We start from the raw sequence: 18,272 nt of genomic DNA, 5'->3' as shown, positions 1-18,272 counted from the left end.
GGATATAGTAAAGTAATATAGTTAGGCGCCTAACTATATTTAAAGAACTAAAAGGGGTTATTTATATGAAACATATTTTGATAGCTGGTGGGGGAATTGGCGGATTGTCAGCGTCTATTTCCCTTAGTAAAGTAGGATTTTCTGTTACCTTGTGCGAAGCGGCTTTAGAAAATCGCAAAACCGGTGCGGGGATTCTCATGCCGCAAAACGCACTGGCTGTCTTGAAAGAATTGGACGTATTCGAAGAGTGTTGTGAACATGGCTTTCAAACAAAATGGCTTAAAACATTTGATGCACAGGGGAATCTGCAGTTTCAAGTCAGTGAATCCTTTTTAGACGAAACACTTCCAGGGCGCAATAATATCCCGCGAAAAACATTAAGTGATATTCTCATCAAGCATGCTGATGCAGCGGGTGTAGACATCAAGTGGGGGAAAAAGGTTGTTGCTTATGAAGAAACGGCTGAATCGGTCTCTGCCATATTTGACGACGGAGAAAAGATAAAGGCTGATATTTTAGTAGGTTTTGACGGCATTCATTCAACTGTAAGGAATATGATGTTGCAAAAGGAAATAGAAAAAGAGCATCTCGGTATGGGGGCGTGGCGATTTTATTTCGAGCTTCCTGATTACAAATTCGAGGATTCGTCATTGATGTATATAAGCGGAGAAACGCAAATCGGCGTCGTACCATTAGCCGAACGCGCCGGCTATGTCTTTGTGCTCCAGCCTTGCGCCAGCGATTACTGGGATGAGGAAGATACACGGTTTAATAGAGTCAAAGAGATTCTCTTAGGCTTTCCGGGACTTGATTTTATTACAAAGCATATGTCAAAAGATTACCCTGTTATTTTTAACAAATTGGAGCAAGTCGCAGTGCAAGAGCCATGGTACAAAGGCCGCGTCGTCATTGGAGGGGACGCCGCCCACGTCGGAGCTCCGACTCTTGCGCAAGGAGGAGCCATGGCTATTGAGGATGCAATCGTTCTCGCCGAAGAGCTCAAAAACAATAATGACATTGAAGCGGCATTTCAGGCATACTTCGAAAGAAGAGCACCAAGAGCACTCAAAGTCCAGAATCTATCCTCAGAAATCCTCCGCCGTAGGCTGAAAGGCCAGACGGGAATAGAAGAGCTGATTTGGGAGTGCCACGAGGTGTTAAGGGAAGATTATTAAAATCGAAAATTCAAATAAGAGAATTAGGTAAGAGAGAGGAAGACAATTTAATATGGGGAATCAACAAACAACAGCAGAAAACTCTAATATCAGAGCTCTGCCGATTATTACGTCATTTCTTATTGCTGGATTTATCGGCTTGTTTAGTGAAACAGCCTTAAATATGGCGTTAAAAGATTTAATTACAGGTTTTGGTATTCTAGAGACAACAGCACAGTGGCTGACAACCGGCTACTTATTAACATTAGGAATTCTTGTGCCAATTTCAGGTTTAATTCTTCAATGGTTTACAACAAGACAGCTTTTTATCGCATCTCTTGTATTCTCCATTATCGGAACATTAATCGGAGCTATTGCACCAACATTTAGCGTACTAATGATTGCCCGTATTGTACAAGCAGTAGGAACAGCTTTACTTCTACCACTTATGTTTAACACCATTCTTGTTATTATTCCACCACATAAGCGTGGAAGAGCTATGGGAATTATCGGGCTTGTCATTATGTTCGCTCCAGCTGTTGGACCAACCGTCTCAGGGTTGATTCTAAAAACGTTAACGTGGCACTGGATTTTTTGGATTTCACTCCCATTATTGATTATCGCATTAGTATTTGGTATATTCTTCATGCAAAACGTAACAAAACTAACAAAGCCAAGAATCGATATTTTCTCAATCATTCTTTCAACAATTGGTTTTGGCGGTATCGTATTTGGTTTCAGTAGCGCTGGAGAAAGTGGAGGCTGGGGAAGCTTACACGTTATTCTTTCTCTTGTTATTGGAGTCGTTGGATTAATTGCATTTTCCCTTCGTCAAATGAAGATGGATGAGCCAATGTTAGACCTTAAGGCTTTTAAATATCCAATGTTCGTTATTGGACTTCTCTTAATTTTAGTATGCATGATGGTGCTGCTTTGTACGATGATGATTTTACCATTATACTTACAAACATCATTAGCGTTATCAACGTTTGCAGCGGGTCTTATGCTTCTACCGGGAGGAATTATTAACGGAATTCTTTCGCCTGTTATGGGGGGATTATTTGACCGTTTTGGTCCTAAATGGTTAGTTATTCCTGGACTTGTCATTGTAGCATGTGCACTGTATGGTTTCTCAACCTTAACATTGGAAACATCTACAGGATTTATTGTTGCACTACACATTGCACTTATGGTTGGAATTTCAATGATTATGATGCCAGCTCAAACAAACGGATTAAATCAGCTGCCACCTGAACTATACCCTCATGGAACAGCGATTATGAACACCTTACAACAAGTTGCTGGTGCTATTGGAACAGCTGTTGGAATTTCAATTCTTTCCTCAGGTTCAAGAAGCTTCCTTCAGACAGTATCTGATAAAGAAAATCCATTAAACCAAGTTCTGGCCTTTACAAACGGTGTTCAAAATACCTTTATCTTTGCTATCATTGTAGTAATTGTTGGATTAATAATCTCGTTCTTTATTAAAAGAGTCAATGTTGAACAGCGAGCATAATAATAAAAAAGTACTGGCATTGCCAGTACTTTTTTCAGGCTATGGAGAAAGTCTTCTCCACAGTCTGTTTTTGTGTCTGAGCTTCTTTTTATGTGTCAACACTGATAAAAAGAGGGAAAAGAGAGATTTCTTATGGTGGGTTCTTTAATCTACTTCTGGTAATACAGAAAACATTTCTCTTAATTCTGGATGAACTCTATTCTTCATTAAGAATTCTCCTTTATTATGAAATTTTTTGTCGCTACCTTAGTTACTTTCTTGCGAAACCAGTTTTAACTGCTCGCACATAATCATTCCAAGCGTGAATAGATATATCAGTATCCGGATGCATCATTTCGAACCCATGATAAGCTCCAGGATATAAATGGAACTCGACATCAACACCAGCTTCTGCAAGTTTGGTTACATAGGTTAATGTTTCACTACGGAATGGGTCCAATTGACCAACGCATGTGTAGGTACGTGGTAAATTACGATAATCTTCTGCTCGAGCAGCGGCTGCATAAGCGGGAATATGATCCGTTCCATGTAATTCTCCTAAATACATTTTCCAGCCAGCTTCATTTGATTTTTGATTCCAAACAAATCCTTCTTTAATTTCATTGGCAGAAGGTGTGTTATTACGATCATCAATCATTGGATAAAGCGGCATTTGGAAACAAATAGAAGGATATTGGCGATCACGGGCTAATAATGTTAATGCAGCTGTTAGTCCGCCACCAGCGCTCACTCCTGCAACACCAATTCGATTCGAATCAATGTTCAATGTCTCCGCGTTATCAGCAATCCATTTTAATGCTGCATAACAATCTTCAATTGGAGCTGGATAAGGATGTTCAGGAGCTAAACGGTAATCTACAGAAACGACCATACAGTTAGCCTCTTTTGCAATTTTTACAGCAAGATCATCATTATCATTTATAGATCCCAATATATATCCGCCACCATGTATCCACAACAGAGCAGGTAAGGATTCATTAGTTGATTTTGGACGATAAATTTTTAATCGTAATGGATTTGCATCAGGTCCCTCAATGACTCCATTTGTTACAGAAAGAGTTTCATCAACAATGGTAGGAGGGAAGACTTTTGATGCTTCTTCTCTCATTACTGGCAAACACTCTGGGCGTAAATCTTGATCTGGATACATTTCTAAGCCTGGTAATAATGCTGGGTTTACTCGGTTCTTCATTTTAAAAACTCCTTTTTATTTTTTATGAAAGGTGAAATATTATTTTTAGAAATATAATTGTAAGCTAGCTATGTATAGCAATTTATCATAGGCATTAGAGGAAAACGATAATCAAAAATGTTTATGTGTTTCAAAATGCGACATATATCTCAAAGTGGTTCATTTTTTAATGGATTTTTAACGATATAAAGTATACACAGTGCTAAAACTAGCCTGTATGAAATATTCATTTTCTTGATTTTTCATATGTATTTTGACTGTTATTCTCCTTTTCCGAGGGGATAGGAAAAGGGAAATTAACTATCTTGAAATGGATTGATGTGGGATTTATAAGTTGTATTGTAAAAAAAGAAAAAGCATGCCCTTCTCGCAGTATAAAGAAGGGCATGCTTTTTCTTTTATTCCAGCTGCTTTAACACCTAGAAAAAATAAAACTGAATGAAATGTACAAAATGAAGCAACAAAGCGTAGGGCTTGATTAAAATTTAAGGCTTTAAAGATTTCAATGCTAAATTCATATAAGTATTCATTCTCTGTTCTAGTGAGTATTTTCCATCTAAAAGACACCAATCTAATATAAGTCCTCTAGCAATTGTAAAAAGATACGTTGTTATTTCTTCTACACTCATATCGTTTGTTAATTCTTTTTCAAGTTGTCCTTTGTAAACAAAGCCATTTAGAGCTTCGTAAATGAGTGAAGGCTCATATATAAATGACCTTTTGTTGAAATCGTTAAGAAGATTTATATGTAACTCTAATTTAGTTGTATATTCAGCTATGCATTGGAAGAAAGTTAAAATAGTTGTTTGCATTGTTGTATGTTGATCGATATTTTCTAATTCAATATGTAGGTTTTCTTCAATTTGTTGAAATAATTTTTTATAAATATCCTCTTTGGAAGTGAAATAATGATAAAAAGTTCCTACTGATACATTTGCTTTTTTACAAATATCTTCAATTGTTATATTTTCAAATTTCTTTTCTCTCATTAAATTTAAAAACACATGAAATATATTGTTCTGTGTTAGTAGAGCTTGTTGTTTTCTATTTGTCAGAGTTTTTTTATGCAATGTCTATTCCCCCTTATTTATATATTAACGGATATTTTAAAACTGAAAAAGTAGTTTGAATATTTTGGTTCTTGTTGTATAATCCTCATTACACCGAATAACATTCGGTGAATATTATTCGGTGTAATGAAATTTTTGTTGAGAGGAGATTGTTATATATGAAAACACCTTATCAATCAGTTGTTATGATTCCTACAAATAAGTTGATGGGAAAAAAGGCTTTAGAAGATCCGTATAAACCATTTGCATGGTATAAAGAGATGCGAGAAAAGGAGCCTATTTGTTTTAATCATCAGGCAGACATGTGGAATGTTTTTTTGTACGAAGATGTAAAAACTGTCTTAGAGGATAAAGAGTACTTTTCTAGTATTATGCCTGAGAAGAAAAAGTCTCCATTTCCACAAAGTATTCTTGGGATGGATCCGCCAAAGCATACGCAAATTCGGTCTATTGTAAATCGGTCTTTCACTCCTAAAGCATTAAGGGAATGGGAACCTAGAATTCAACAAATTACAAACGATATACTCAATCAATTATCTAATCGTGAAACTTTTGATATTGTTAGAGAGTTATTTTATCCGTTACCAGTTATAGTAATTGCTGAAATGTTAGGTGTTTCTGCTAAGGATATGGAAAGGTTTAAGAGATGGTCTGATATTATCGTAAGTTCACCGAGTCATGATGATTCGGATTATTTGGAAGGATTTTTTAATACACGTTTACAAGCAGAAAATGAATTAGGAGAGTTTTTTGAAGAAATCATACAATCCAATCGAGGGAAATCCAAAAAAGATTCAAATAACATTATTTCTTTATTAGTTCAAAGTGAAGCGGACAAAAACATTTCAGGAAAAGAAATAGTACCGTTTTGTAAACTACTTTTAGTAGCGGGAAATGAAACAACAACCAATTTACTTGGAAACGCTTTATATTGCTTCATAGAACATCCAAATGTTTATGATCAATTACAACAGGATATATCTCTTGTTCCGAAAGCAATTGAAGAAGTATTACGGTATCGTTCACCAGTTCAAAGAATTGTACGCAGAGTAAAAAAAGAGATTCAATTAAAAGGGCAAACTTTACAAGTAGATCAAATCATTTCAGCTTGGGTTGGATCAGCTAACCGTGACCCGCATCAATTCAAAGATGCCGATAGTTTTAACATATATCGTAGACGTAATCCTCATCTTACATTTGGACATGGCATCCATTTTTGCTTAGGTGCTCCTCTAGCTAGATTAGAAGCTAAAATTGTATTAACGGAATTAATAAAAAGATATAAATCATTTTCATTTATTGACCAGAACCTTCCCACTCCTATCTCAAATAGTAGTTCTATATATGGATTACATTCTTTCCCTGTAAAAAGTGAACTAAATTAAACATTTTGGCTCTGGTATATTCACGCCAGAGCCAAATTTATATGATCCATCTCAGTTTCATAAAAGGATTATATTCGGGGGGAATGCCAGATTATCACTAATTTAGGCATACTAAAAGGAGATAAGGACTAGGAAAACAATTACAAATTCATGCAGTACTTAGATTCAATATAGGAGGATACTAAAATTGAGTAATTTCACACGTTTACGCACACAAACCATAATAAAAGATGCGTTTATGGATTTATTAAAAGAAAAAACATTTTCATCCATCACAATTAATCATATTTGTGAAAAAGCAATGATTCATAGAAGCACATTTTACCGTCATTATGAGGATAAATATGAATTATTTAGCGATGTTTCAAATTCCATCGCAATCAATCTTTTTGAACAAACAAAAGAAGGATTGGATTTAGAACATACATTGTTTGAGGAAATAATTGAATACATAGATGTTAATCGTGCATTGTTTTTTAATATTACTAGTAAAAATAATAGCCTTGAGTTATACGAAAAATTGATTCGATTTGGTGCAGAAAATTTATATGAAAACTCAATGGAATATAATGATCCGCTTTCGAAAAAAATCCAAAACTCAGATTATCCAATGGTACTATGTGATTTCTACTGTAGTGGTTTTTTTGAGATTATAAAAAAATGGTTAAGCAATGAATATTCCTATACAAAAGAAGAATTAATTCAGATTTCTAAGAATTTATTGATAAATGAACCAAATTAAAACAAATGTCTCAATTCGAGACGTATATTATTTTTTGCTCATCGTTTTCCTCAAAAACCTATGATAGATTATTGAACATAGCAAAGGAGGAATGAGTAAGGTTAAAGAGCAAAAAATATTGCTGTTATGCTAAAAAACGAATTACGATCTAATATTAAATAAAAATTATATATAATATTCCAATTATTTGAGGGAGGATTTTTTATGAAAGCCGCAGTGTGGTATGGTGAAAAAGATATTCGTATCGAGGAAAGAGAAACAAAAGAGTTACAACCCAATGATGTAAAAGTTAAAGTGGCATGGGCTGGTATTTGTGGTTCTGATTTGCATGCATACTTGCATCCGGATTCAGTACCAATGAATAAGAATACGGTACTCGGACATGAATTTTCTGGTGAAATTGTAGAAGTTGGGTCTCATGTAACAAAATTTAAAGAAGGGGACAGAGTGTGCATCTATCCAATGATGCTTAAAAATCCTTCAAATGCTGAAACTGAACGTTTTATCACTTTAGATGCGGTTGGTGCACAAATTGATGGAGGATTTGCTGAATACGTGATACTTCCACAAAAAACGATTTTTAAAATTCCAGATACTTTACCACTAGAAGTAGCAGCAATGGTAGAACCAGCAGCTGTATCATTCCAATCAATTAAGGATTCAAATGTAGAAGAAGGAGATACTGTTGTTGTCTATGGCGCAGGTCCTATTGGGCTATTTGCTGTTTTAGGTGCAAAAGCTGCAGGTGCTTCTAATATTATTGTTGTTGATTTATTGGATAGTCGACTTGGCAAAGCAACCGAAGTAGGTGCGACGCATACTTTTAATGCTAAAGAAGTAAACCCTGTAGAAGAAATTCGTAAATTATTCCCAGATGGAGCAGATGTGACAATTGAAGCTGCAGGTGTTGAGTCAACATTTAATCAAGCCATTCAATCGACTAAAGTTCGTGGCACAATGATGGTTATCAGTTTCCACACGCAAGATATCCAATTTAATGCTCCTGCTTCCTTACTTTTTAGTGGCGTAAAATTAATGGGATCTGTGGGATACAGTAATGAAACTTATAATGAGGTCATTCAATTACTTGCTAATGGAAGATTACCTGCGCAATCCATTATTACAAGTAAAGTTGGTATAGATAATATCGCTGAACAAGGTTTTGAAGCGTTAATTCATGACAAAGCGCAAGCAAAAATTTTAGTTAAATTAAGTGGCGCACATTAAACATATTTTAGATAAATAACTTGAGAAGATTAAAAATTTGTAAAAGTAGTCGAGAATATTAGAATGTAATTGAAATGTCTTTTAAAAGAGAGTGGAAAAGAAATAATTAAAAATATAGAGAACTCTTAACTATTTACTCAAGAAATTCAAGCCTTTTATCCTCTAATGTTTTACGAAATCCTGCTAGAAATATAGGCTTTGTGCAACGAACCGATAAATAACAAACCAAAGATGTAGTTGCTTTGCGTGTATACCCCCACAAGAAAAAATATAGATTTTTTTCTTGTGGGGGTATTATAAAATTCTTAAGTTGATGCACACATATGGAGAGGTCTAATAGCGTGAAGATAAACTAATAAAATATAAGTTTATACTTTACTTAGTAACAGAATAAAGGCGGACAAGGTTTCCCCATATTCTAAATTTTTTTGTATATATCTGCATAAGCAATCTTCAATTGCTCACGTAATTGTTTCTTCTCTTTTTCTAACTTCTTAATCATACGTTTCAATGAGGCTATAATTACTTCTAATTATAGCCTGTTTAACGATGGTAAGGATTTTTTGCTTTATAAACTTAATCCAAACCGTTTTAATTCAATAAAAATCCCCTCTAATTGCTTTCCTTTATCCGTTAATGTGTACTCTACACGAGGCGGAACTTCTGGATATACTTTTCTCGTTATAATGCCTTGAGATTCTAATTCCTTTAGTCGAAGCGATAATGTTTTTGGACTAATCCCATCCATTGATTTTTGTAAATCACTAAAGCGTAATGTTCCTTCGATAAGAAGATCACGAATGATTAAAAATGTCCATTTTGTACGAATTACATCAAGCGTTTTAGCGATAGGACAAGGTATGCCAGGTAAACCTTTCGTTAATTCAACTGGATCTATATTGTTCATGGAACTAGCCTCCATAAAATTTTTTTTGATGAATTTGCTTTATAGTATCACAAAACTATACTTTTGGTAACTATATGAAAAAAATATCACTACTTCCATAAAGGAAGTTAGTGCATATACAATAGCAATACGAAACAAAAAGGATTTATATAAGGAGGTGGTGATTTCCATGGGGATAAAAAAGTTACTTGGATTTCTTAGTTTGTTTGTTATTTGTATTGTGCTTGTAGCATGTGGTGTAGAACAAAAAACTGAAGTTCAGTTATTAAAAGAAATGCCAAAGCCAAAAGCAATGACAATTGATCCCTCACTAAGTAAAAAAGAAGCGACAGAAATGGTTCATGCGGCGCAGCGTTTTTATGCATTTTGGGATACAGGTAAGGAGGAACTTATTCCGCAGACTGTTATTAAAGATTTCTTCGATAATACATTGCCGAAAGGGCGACCACAAGGCATTGAAGGATTAAAGTTTGCAGCGCAAAATTTTCGTAAAGTTGTGCCTGATATACATTGCGAGATTGAAGACTTATTAGTTATTGGTGATAAAGTAACAGCCCGTCTTTCTTTTACAGGAACGCATAATGGTAAGAAAATCAATTTTTTTGCAATTGATATTTTACATGTGAAAGACGGAAAAATAACGGAAGATTGGCATTTAGAAGATAATCTTACGTTGAAACAGCAACTTGGGTTAATAAGCGAGGAATAGAGTAGGGGAGAGAAAAACGATGAAAAATATATTTATTATAAATGGACATGAAAAATACGGTACAAAGGAAGGACGATTAAATAAAACGTTAGTAGATTATATGGTTACTGTATTAGGCGAGAATCATCATGTGAAAAAAACGACGATTCAAGATGGTTACAATATTAAAGAAGAACAAGATAAGTTTTTATGGGCCGATGTTGTGATTTATCAAACGCCAATTTACTGGTTTAGTGTACCAGGCTTATTTAAAACGTATATGGATGAAGTATATGAATACGGTTTGTTCTTTAAAGGTGCAGATGAATATGGAACAGGTGGTTTATTAAAAGAGAAAGAGTATATGTTCTCTACAACTTGGAATGCACCTGAAAAAGCATTTGGAGATAAGACGAAGTTCTTTGAAGGAGAAAGTTTAGAATCAGCGCTTAGTCATTTACACCGCGTGCAAAAGTTTCTCGGTATGAGTCCGTTAAAGAGTTTTGCTTGTTATGATGTGGTGAAGAATCCGAATATAGAGAAGTATTTATTGAACTTGAAAGATCACTTAGATGGAGTAATTAAATAATAGTATGTGAAGAAGGTACTGCTAAGGATGTAGTACCTTCTCCTTTTATAATGACTCATATTTTAAGACATGGATGGCTGTATCCATAACTTCGCAAAATTTGCCCAACCGAATGAATCAATTGTTACGTTTTTTAAAGAAGAAGGGTATGTTTTTCTTTTTAAAACGTGATAGTTAAATAAAATGATGTGTTCTGCTTGTAAAAACTCTTCAATCTCATACATGAGTTCATAGCGCTTTTCTTTATTTTCTTCTAGTAAAAATGTATCTAGTAAACAATTAATTTGTTTTTCGTAGTGCGGGTCCATGAACCGATTTACGAAGCAACTTTTATTTTTAAATACATTTAAGAATGCAATTTCATGATTGGCAGCAAATACTTCTCCCATGAAAATAATATCAGCATGTTTATCAATAGAGCGATTCATATAATCTGAAACGGGAAATGGGTGAAGCTCTACTTGTATACCTAAACTTGCACATCGTTCTTTTAAGAAATATGCATCATTTGCACTATCTTTAAATGCGAAGAAGTAAATATGTATCGTTTCTCCATTATATGTACTCTTTTTCAAATACTCTTTTGCCTTTTCTAAAGAGTAGGATCTTCTTGTTGCAAGGCGGCTTCTATCAGGGAAAAAGCTTGATGCAGCAATTGTCCGTCTACCCTCTATGTTACGAAGTATCATTTCAACATCATATAGTTCTCTCCAAGCCTTTCGAAAGTAAATGTCGTGATGAGGACCAGGTTTTGTAAAGTTGAAGCTAGCATAAATACAACCTATTTCTTCTATTTGTATATCATGCCTTTCATTTTCCTCTTCGTTTGGTAGTTCATAATCAGCATCTATTTGCACATGGTCAGGAATACCCCAAAATTCAATACGGTCTAATAATGCGCGCTCTTTAAAATAATGAGTGAATGCTTCGAGTACGATATTATCTTCAGAGTAATAAGCAAGTTTGAAAGGTCCAGTACCTATATAATGATGATTTTGAATACTCGTATCACGCGGTAAAATTGCGAGCTGCATTGAACTGACATAGTATAAGAAAAATAAATTTGGTTTTGCTAAATGGAATCGAATTTGCAGTGGTGATGGCGTTTCAATTTGAACAATTTCTTCTGTTAACCATTCGAAAGGAGAGTGAACCTCTTTTAGTCTTTTAAATGAAAATTGTACATCTTTAGAAGTTAAAACTGTTTCGTTATGAAAATATACATCCTTTCGTAAATAAAAAGTCCACGTAAGCCCGTCTTCACTTAATTCCCACGTATGCGCAATGTGTGGTTCCATTTTTTCAGTAACATCGTTATAGACGACTAACGTATCAAAAATTTGACTCGTAAGATGGCTCTCTGTAGTTACAGCTACAAAAGCCGGATCTAATGGGAATATCTTTCTTGATATAGGAATCTTTAATACGTCGTACATATCATTTGAAGGTTCGTATCCAAAATGATGATGTAGTTTATTTTCTATCTTTTTTTGAAGTGCGAGGGGGAGGGATTCTTTTAAAAGAAGAAAGATATCTTTTAATTTTTCTTGCGCTAACAGTTCATCTGTATAGGACTCAATCGCTTCTACGAAATTATGTATAAATAGAATTTCCGTTTTATTTCCGCGGCCTCGTCCTGGAGTCCAGCGAATTAATTGTTCCTCGCTCATTTTCTTTAATAAAATCTTTACGTTTTTCGTACTGCAATATAAAACATCAGCTAATTCTTGTAAGCTATTTCGCATATGTTGTTGATCTTGTGCATGTAGTCTTAGTCTAATGTAATAGTCCATAATTTTCATATATACACTTCCTTCTATCTATAAAAGGGGAAACTCTTTAGAATATTCTAACCTTTTTCTTCCTTTTTTTCAAAGTAAAATAAGTAAGCATAAGGAGGGGGAAACAATGGGATTTTGGAGTATGCATCGAAATATAAAAATTAGAATTATAACTTCGTTTTTAACACGTACTGTGTCCACGATGATTTTTCCATTTATGGCGATTTATTTTTCAATAAAGTTAGGTAGTGCGATTGCTGGTGCTTTACTACTCATTAATGTCGTAGCTTCATTAGTAATTGGTTTATACGGTGGATATGTTGGGGATCGGCTTGGGCGTAAAAAGGTTATGATTATCGGTCAAAGTATACAAGTCATTTCCATTGCTTGTATGGGAGTTGCGAATTCGGATTATGTAGATTCACCGTGGTTAACATTTATCTTTATGCTAGTGAATAGTTTAGGATCTGGACTTATGAATCCTGCGACAGAGGCGATGTTAATTGATGTGAGTACACCTGAAAATCGAAAAGTAATGTATAGCATTAATTATTGGGCTATTAATTTATCCATTGCGATTGGAGCAATATTTGGTGGGTTACTATTTGAAAACTATAGATTGCAATTGTTTATCGTATTAACGCTTGTTGCAATTATTACTTTATATGTGATGGCTGTGTATATGGAAGAAGTGTATGTAGCACGAAAAACGGTGGAGAAGAAAAATGTATTAAAAGATATGGCAGATAGTTATAAAGTCGTGATGAAAGATAAAGCATTTTTAATTTTTTGTGCAGCGAGTATATGTACATTGTCTTTAGAGTTTCAAATTAATAATTATTTAGGTGTTCGCTTGCAGAAGGAATTTGAAACGGTGCACTTTTTATTCGGGAATGGTGTTACGTTGGATTTAACAGGGATTCGCATGCTGAGCTGGATTTCTGCAGAGAATACAATTTTAGTTGTGTTATGTTCAGCACTTCTTATTAAAATGCTGAAAAGTTTCAACGATTTGAAAATCTTATATGTAGGTTTATTCATTTATACAATTGGATTTACAATACTCGGAACGAGCAATAGCTTATGGATTTTATTAATTGCAGGGCTTTTCCAAACGGTAGGTGAGATGATGTATGTGCCAGTGCGTCAATCTATTATGGCAGATATGGTGCCAAATGAGGCAAGAGGTTCTTATATGGCGATTAACGGAATGGTCTTTCAAGTGGCAAAAATGAACGGGGCATTAGGTGTTATGCTAGGTTCATTTATTGCATCTTGGGGCATGAGTGCTCTGTACTTTATCGTTGGTATGAGCAGTATTTTACTATTTATGAAAGCGATAGGGAAAGAGAAGTATGAGGATGAGAGAAATGTTTCTCAAATTGGATGAAACTATATAAAAGCGAACCAGCTATACTGGGATTCGCTTTTTATATAATTTTTAGAACGGATCAACTTCAGCTAAATTTGGAGTGGTATTCGGCTGTAGCAAAAGATTTTTTAATGTGCCTACTTCAGAAAGCGCTACTAATATGTAGCCACTAATCAGTACAATTAGCCCAATAACGCGTAACGTTTGTAAGCTCACTTCATTATTATTTGTTTCCGTTGGATTTGGGGGCGTTGAAGGTGGATTGTTATTCATAAATAAGGCTCCCATCTTTTGTATTTATATATGTGCGAAATCATTATTTAACTTATGGATAGGAATTATATAGTCATTTTCACTATATGAGAACTGCCTATGAAAAGTGATAAGGAATTTTTGGGCGAGAAAAGGGGGGAATCTAAAAGATTATTAAAACTGAACTTTTGGATTCCCCTCTTTTTATTTATCTTGCTATTTGTGGTGGTCGGATTGCCTGTAAACGACCAGTTGGTGGGGGCTAATTAATCAGTGGGGGGATGAATAAAACCTCACTGATTAACTATTTTCATGTAAATAAAGGGAGGTTAGTTATCCTAATATACGCAACGATTCTTCAATAAACGCTGGGATGTCCTCTGGCTGTCTACTTGTTACTAGCTGATTTTGACATACGACAACCTCTTTGTCATGAAAGTTCCCGCTGGCATTTTTTAAATCGACTTCAATAGATTTATATCCAGTTACATCACGTCCTTCAAGTGTTTGTGCAGTGATGAGTAGCTGAGGTCCGTGACAAATAGCGAAAACAGGCTTTTCCGCATCCATAAATGCTTTACTAAAGCGAACAAAACGTTCATCTGCACGAAGTATATCTGGGGAGAACCCGCCTGGTATGAAGAGGGCATCAAAGTTCTCTGGAGAAACATCATTAATACTTTTATCGATTACGACTTCACTTTTTCCTTGTTTACCGTGTACTGTTTTCCCTTTTTCCATTTCAATAGTTGTTAATTCATATCCCTTTTGTTTAAAAGTTCCTACTGGCTCTGTGTATTCTGTATCCTCGAAATAATCCGTTATTAAAATAGCAATTTTTTTACTCATTCTAATCCGCTCCTTACATTATATTGTCGGTTCCAGAATCTTCCTTGGGCAATGCCTTCTATAAATGATTCAATTGAAGTGTTTGTTAAGTTGTAAACTCCTGCTCCATCCAGTTTAATCTTACTATGGTCCAAAGCATGAGGATTACTAAGGACATGAGCTATCGGTTTAAAATATTTAAAAGTAGTTTCTGCAAATTCTAAAACAGGGGGTTGAATGACAGACTCACTACTAAACACTAATACTGCATCAAAAAGGGAGGAGTCTGTTGTTGTATAAGTATCAGTTACTTTAATGGAATCATTGAACTGATAAATTTTATTATCTATGATGCTATAGTTAATTCGGTGTTGTACAAAAGCTTGAATCCATTCGGACAGAAGTGAGACGCTTGGGTCACCATTTAATAGAATTGCAACATTTTTGGAATCAGATTTAAAAATAGTATTGGACATACTTAGTGCAGGTGATTTTGCATCTGAATTTACTTCCTGATTTTCCTTAGGTAAAGGAGCTCCAATAATGTTAGCGACTTCTTGTGCTAATTGACGATCGACGTGGTTTAGGAGAGCAATTACATTTGCCTTCACCATGTCTGATTTACACTTCCCAACTTCAAAGCAAAAAGCTTCTTTTATGTGCTGCTTTTCAATAGGGCTCATACTATTGTAGAAAAGTTTAGCCTGAGAATAAAAGTTAAGAAAGCTTTTACTGCGACCTCTAATTTTATGCCCATCAATCTTTTCTTGATAATGTTCATATCCTCCTTGTTCGGCTTGGACGGTTGCAGGTTGATTGTTATTTAATCCATTAGGATGATAGCTTGTTTGACCGCGATGAATCTGCATTTGATGCATACCATCACGTTGATTATTATGAAAAGGACATACGGGCTGATTGATAGGGATTTGATGGAAATTAGGGCCCCCTAAACGAGATAATTGTGTATCTGTATAGGAGAATAATCTTCCTTGCAGAAGAGGGTCATTTGAAAAATCAATACCTGGTACGACATGACCAGGGTGAAAAGCTACCTGCTCTGTTTCAGCAAAGAAGTTATCAACATTTTTGTTCAATGTCATTTTACCAACTAATTTTACGGGAACTTCTTCTTCTGGCCATAATTTCGTTGGATCTAAAATATCAAAATCAAATTTATGTTCATCTTCTTCTGGAATTAATTGTAATCCAAGCTCCCATTCAGGATAATCCCCTTTTTCAATTGCTTCGTATAAATCTTGACGATGAAAATCAGGATTTTTCCCAGCAATCCTTTGAGCTTCATCCCATACTAATGAATGAACCCCGAGGGTAGGTTTCCAGTGAAACTTTACGAAATGGGCTTTTCCTGCTGCGTTAATGAGTCGAAATGTGTGAACTCCAAAACCTTCCATCATTCGTAAACTACGCGGAATAGCTCGGTCGCTCATTTGCCACATGACCATATGAGTGGACTCAGGATTATGCGCAACAAAGTCCCAAAAGGTATCATGAGCGCTAGCTCCTTGAGGAATATCATTATGTGGTTCTGGTTTAACTGCATGGACAAAATCAGGAAATTTAATAGCATCTTGGATAAAGAATACTGGCATATTATTACCCACTAAATCATAGTTTCCTTCATCTGTATAAAATTTTGTGGCGAATCCACGTACATCTCTTACTGTGTCGTTGGATCCTTTAGAACCTTGAACGGTTGAGAACCGTACAAATACAGGTGTTTTCTTTGAAGGATTAGTAAGGAAATCTGCTTTTGTATAGGCTTCTAACGATTCATAAAGCTGAAAATAACCATGTACGCCAACTCCGCGCGCATGAACAATTCTTTCAGGAATTCGTTCATGATCAAAGTGGGTCATTTTCTCGCGAAAGTGGAAATCCTCCATTAAGGTTGGGCCTCTTAAGCCCATCTTTAAAGAAAATTCATCCTCGGCTATTTTTACTCCTTGGTTTGTTGTTAAAGCATGTTTGCGTTGATTATCCGTAACATGGTGCTTCAATTGCTCCATTTTTTTATTCACAATATAGGCCCCTCCTTTACTTTGTTAATTTAATAGATACCCTTTTTATTAGGACGTAAACATGTATTATGATTTTTGTATGTAAAAATCATAATTAAACCCTAAAACATCAAGGGGAAGAAAGGGGGTTTGTATAGCACTCTATGTTTAAGAAAAACAGGAGTAACATACCTAAAGTTTTTAATTAAGTATGAACGATAGGTTTAACATTAAAAAATAAAAAAGCCAAGGAGAAAATTTATTTGCTCCTTGGCTTTTAAGATAATTCTTTTCGTTAAAATGCGGAAATTCTTTGCTTCGTTTTTGGTACAATAATAAATTTGATCCAGAGTAACCCGACAATCATAATGATAAGGCTATGTAAAAATTGACCTGTAGCAATGAGTATAACAATTGAAAATACAATGAGTTGAATACTTAGCAATATAAAGATTAAGCTAAGAAATTGCTTCATCCTTTCTTCAGTATGGGTTGGATATAATGCTACAATAATATTTCCCGAAAAATATTTCCACAGAGAGCGAAGTTGCATAGAAATCATATATAGGACGATATAAGCGATAGCACCTTTTACGTATATATTTGGTATGAAATATAAGGCGAAAGCACCGATCAATCCTAAGCGAATATATATACCGAAATAATCATTTCCACGTAAAAATGCTAATGTATGTAAGTAGAAGAAAGTTGCTCGTTTTTTATGTAATAAAGGTTCAATCCAATTTGTAAGCCATTTTCTTTTATTTACTTGTTTATTCAGTTGCGGAACATCTGTGAAAATGCTAGCAAATTGATAAAAACGAACGTTCATTTTTTCTTCTTGCTTGATTATGTAATCCCACGGTATTCGTTTTGTAGGCTGTTTTTTCGTATATAGAAGTAGGAAAGCAAGTAGTAAGAGTAGTCCGCCCAATATGAGAACATTTGCGGAATAAAACAGCATGTAAATGATTAGGGCGTTACAAGTAATACGAATGATTAGCCATATATTTTTTTCGTGACTATCACGCCACATCCAATGTATGTACATGTTCCAGGCTTTCGTAATCATTAACACGATAAAGATTGTACATAAAAAAGGTACAGTTAATTGCAATGATTGCATAGCAAGTGGAACGAGAATAAGGAACGTAAATAACAATGGGAAAAGCTGAATGATGTAATTGTATAGAAGAGATTTTTTGAAATAAGATGTTAATTTCTCTTCTAGTGCTAGTAAATAGACAGCATCAGGTTTTTGAATAAATGTACGGATAGGGCATCTCGTTATAATGAATGTAAGTACAATCGTTATAATTATTAAAGATATTCCTTTAGAAGGAGATGCTTTTAGAAACTGAGCATAATAATATGCACCAACGCATGAAATAAAGATAAAGCTATATAGTAAACCGTTAATCATACGTGCAAAGTATGTAATGATATTTTGAATATGTTGTTGGAAGCGACTGCTCCATAGCGATTCGATTGACATGTTTTTCACCTCTTTGTTCTATTATATATGTTTTACAAAAGAAAAAACGAGCA

17 protein-coding genes and 1 pseudogene are annotated in these 18,272 nt (G+C 34.8%); 9 read left to right on the top strand and 9 right to left on the bottom strand.

Going from position 1 to position 18,272, the window contains the following annotated elements; genetic code table 11:
• Nucleotides 1–65 precede the first annotated feature (65 nt).
• Both M1D66_RS22870 and M1D66_RS22865 read left to right on the top strand, forming a co-directional pair.
• Complete coding sequence (locus M1D66_RS22870) at nt 66–1,175, top strand: FAD-dependent oxidoreductase (RefSeq protein WP_242554853.1); 1,110 nt, start codon at nt 66–68, stop codon at nt 1,173–1,175.
• Nucleotides 1,176–1,227: 52 nt separating this feature from the next.
• A complete protein-coding gene (locus tag M1D66_RS22865) occupies nt 1,228–2,670 on the top strand; it encodes a DHA2 family efflux MFS transporter permease subunit (RefSeq protein ID WP_086385358.1) in 1,443 nt (480 codons plus the stop codon).
• 250 nt (nt 2,671–2,920) lie between these two features.
• Here M1D66_RS22865 and M1D66_RS22860 read toward each other — a convergent pair whose 3' ends face one another.
• Nucleotides 2,921–3,862, bottom strand: a complete 942-nt coding sequence (locus M1D66_RS22860; protein ID WP_086385359.1) for an alpha/beta hydrolase — start codon at nt 3,860–3,862, stop codon at nt 2,921–2,923.
• Nucleotides 3,863–4,347: 485 nt separating this feature from the next.
• Complete coding sequence (locus tag M1D66_RS22855; RefSeq protein ID WP_086385360.1) at nt 4,348–4,932, bottom strand: TetR/AcrR family transcriptional regulator; 585 nt, start codon at nt 4,930–4,932, stop codon at nt 4,348–4,350.
• A 158-nt stretch (nt 4,933–5,090) separates the two neighbouring features.
• Here M1D66_RS22855 and M1D66_RS22850 point away from each other — a divergent pair, with 158 nt between their 5' ends.
• The 3 genes from M1D66_RS22850 to M1D66_RS22840 all read left to right on the top strand — a co-directional run bounded on the left by M1D66_RS22850 (nt 5,091) and on the right by M1D66_RS22840 (nt 8,286).
• Entirely contained in the window at nt 5,091–6,317 is a 1,227-nt protein-coding gene (locus tag M1D66_RS22850) for a cytochrome P450 (protein WP_086385361.1), read from the top strand.
• A gap of 187 nt (nt 6,318–6,504) precedes the next feature.
• On the top strand, nt 6,505–7,059 hold the full coding sequence (locus M1D66_RS22845; protein ID WP_000064560.1) for a TetR/AcrR family transcriptional regulator: 555 nt from the start codon (nt 6,505–6,507) through the stop codon (nt 7,057–7,059).
• 204 nt (nt 7,060–7,263) lie between these two features.
• Nucleotides 7,264–8,286 carry a 2,3-butanediol dehydrogenase gene (locus M1D66_RS22840; RefSeq protein WP_242554852.1) on the top strand — a complete coding sequence of 341 codons (1,023 nt, stop codon included), beginning with the start codon at nt 7,264–7,266 and terminating at the stop codon, nt 8,284–8,286.
• A 418-nt stretch (nt 8,287–8,704) separates the two neighbouring features.
• Here the strand turns inward: M1D66_RS22840 and M1D66_RS22835 are convergent.
• Nucleotides 8,705–8,815 (bottom strand): annotated as a pseudogene (locus tag M1D66_RS22835) (DUF6262 family protein); the annotation flags it as partial.
• 39 nt (nt 8,816–8,854) lie between these two features.
• On the bottom strand, nt 8,855–9,193 hold the full coding sequence (locus M1D66_RS22830; RefSeq protein WP_001059468.1) for a winged helix-turn-helix transcriptional regulator: 339 nt from the start codon (nt 9,191–9,193) through the stop codon (nt 8,855–8,857).
• Between the two features lie 169 nt (nt 9,194–9,362).
• On the opposite strand from M1D66_RS22830, the gene M1D66_RS22825 reads away from it, so the two are divergent.
• Both M1D66_RS22825 and M1D66_RS22820 read left to right on the top strand, forming a co-directional pair.
• Nucleotides 9,363–9,902: an ester cyclase gene (locus tag M1D66_RS22825; protein ID WP_242554851.1), complete on the top strand. Its 540-nt coding sequence runs from the start codon at nt 9,363–9,365 to the stop codon at nt 9,900–9,902.
• A 19-nt stretch (nt 9,903–9,921) separates the two neighbouring features.
• Entirely contained in the window at nt 9,922–10,470 is a 549-nt protein-coding gene (locus M1D66_RS22820) for an NAD(P)H-dependent oxidoreductase (RefSeq protein WP_086385365.1), read from the top strand.
• Nucleotides 10,471–10,532: 62 nt separating this feature from the next.
• On the opposite strand, the gene M1D66_RS22815 is transcribed toward M1D66_RS22820, so the two are convergent.
• Entirely contained in the window at nt 10,533–12,272 is a 1,740-nt protein-coding gene (locus M1D66_RS22815; protein ID WP_242554850.1) for an SgrR family transcriptional regulator, read from the bottom strand.
• A gap of 106 nt (nt 12,273–12,378) precedes the next feature.
• Here M1D66_RS22815 and M1D66_RS22810 point away from each other — a divergent pair, with 106 nt between their 5' ends.
• A complete protein-coding gene (locus M1D66_RS22810; protein ID WP_242554849.1) occupies nt 12,379–13,641 on the top strand; it encodes an MDR family MFS transporter in 1,263 nt (420 codons plus the stop codon).
• A gap of 51 nt (nt 13,642–13,692) precedes the next feature.
• Here M1D66_RS22810 and M1D66_RS22805 read toward each other — a convergent pair whose 3' ends face one another.
• Entirely contained in the window at nt 13,693–13,896 is a 204-nt protein-coding gene (locus M1D66_RS22805) for a hypothetical protein (protein WP_001063863.1), read from the bottom strand.
• Between the two features lie 99 nt (nt 13,897–13,995).
• Between M1D66_RS22805 and M1D66_RS22800 the strand changes: the two genes are divergently transcribed.
• The gene (locus tag M1D66_RS22800; protein WP_166669621.1) at nt 13,996–14,145 is read left to right on the top strand and encodes a hypothetical protein; all 150 of its coding nucleotides are present in this window, start codon (nt 13,996–13,998) and stop codon (nt 14,143–14,145) included.
• Between the two features lie 63 nt (nt 14,146–14,208).
• Here the strand turns inward: M1D66_RS22800 and M1D66_RS22795 are convergent, their stop codons facing one another.
• From M1D66_RS22795 to M1D66_RS22785, 3 genes are all read right to left on the bottom strand, one after another.
• On the bottom strand, nt 14,209–14,724 hold the full coding sequence (locus tag M1D66_RS22795) for a type 1 glutamine amidotransferase domain-containing protein (RefSeq protein WP_242554848.1): 516 nt from the start codon (nt 14,722–14,724) through the stop codon (nt 14,209–14,211).
• Nucleotides 14,721–16,745, bottom strand: coding sequence for a catalase (locus tag M1D66_RS22790; RefSeq protein ID WP_242554847.1), 2,025 nt, complete (start codon nt 16,743–16,745; stop codon nt 14,721–14,723). Before M1D66_RS22790 ends, M1D66_RS22795 begins: the two co-directional genes overlap by 4 nt.
• A 274-nt stretch (nt 16,746–17,019) precedes the next feature.
• Nucleotides 17,020–18,219 (bottom strand): ABC transporter permease, encoded by a 1,200-nt coding sequence (locus M1D66_RS22785; protein WP_242554846.1) that lies wholly within the window; start codon nt 18,217–18,219, stop codon nt 17,020–17,022.
• Nucleotides 18,220–18,272: the final 53 nt, after the last annotated feature.

The sequence above is a fragment of the Bacillus sp. PK6-16 genome (genome assembly GCF_056530295.1).
The sequence above is the reverse complement of the archived record's forward strand: the minus strand, read 5'-3'. Positions and strand labels throughout refer to the sequence as shown.

Excerpts from the sequence above, each read along its gene's own strand:
- M1D66_RS22870 (WP_242554853.1), top strand. The coding sequence starts at position 66 with ATGAAACATATTTTGATAGCTGGTGGGGGAATTGGCGGATTGTCAGCG.
- M1D66_RS22865 (WP_086385358.1), top strand. The coding sequence starts at position 1,228 with ATGGGGAATCAACAAACAACAGCAGAAAACTCTAATATCAGAGCTCTG.
- M1D66_RS22860 (WP_086385359.1), bottom strand. The coding sequence starts at position 3,862 with ATGAAGAACCGAGTAAACCCAGCATTATTACCAGGCTTAGAAATGTAT.
- M1D66_RS22850 (WP_086385361.1), top strand. The coding sequence starts at position 5,091 with ATGAAAACACCTTATCAATCAGTTGTTATGATTCCTACAAATAAGTTG.
- M1D66_RS22840 (WP_242554852.1), top strand. The coding sequence starts at position 7,264 with ATGAAAGCCGCAGTGTGGTATGGTGAAAAAGATATTCGTATCGAGGAA.
- M1D66_RS22830 (WP_001059468.1), bottom strand. The coding sequence starts at position 9,193 with ATGAACAATATAGATCCAGTTGAATTAACGAAAGGTTTACCTGGCATA.
- M1D66_RS22825 (WP_242554851.1), top strand. The coding sequence starts at position 9,363 with ATGGGGATAAAAAAGTTACTTGGATTTCTTAGTTTGTTTGTTATTTGT.
- M1D66_RS22820 (WP_086385365.1), top strand. The coding sequence starts at position 9,922 with ATGAAAAATATATTTATTATAAATGGACATGAAAAATACGGTACAAAG.
- M1D66_RS22815 (WP_242554850.1), bottom strand. The coding sequence starts at position 12,272 with ATGAAAATTATGGACTATTACATTAGACTAAGACTACATGCACAAGAT.
- M1D66_RS22810 (WP_242554849.1), top strand. The coding sequence starts at position 12,379 with ATGGGATTTTGGAGTATGCATCGAAATATAAAAATTAGAATTATAACT.
- M1D66_RS22805 (WP_001063863.1), bottom strand. The coding sequence starts at position 13,896 with ATGAATAACAATCCACCTTCAACGCCCCCAAATCCAACGGAAACAAAT.
- M1D66_RS22800 (WP_166669621.1), top strand. The coding sequence starts at position 13,996 with ATGAAAAGTGATAAGGAATTTTTGGGCGAGAAAAGGGGGGAATCTAAA.
- M1D66_RS22795 (WP_242554848.1), bottom strand. The coding sequence starts at position 14,724 with ATGAGTAAAAAAATTGCTATTTTAATAACGGATTATTTCGAGGATACA.
- M1D66_RS22785 (WP_242554846.1), bottom strand. The coding sequence starts at position 18,219 with ATGTCAATCGAATCGCTATGGAGCAGTCGCTTCCAACAACATATTCAA.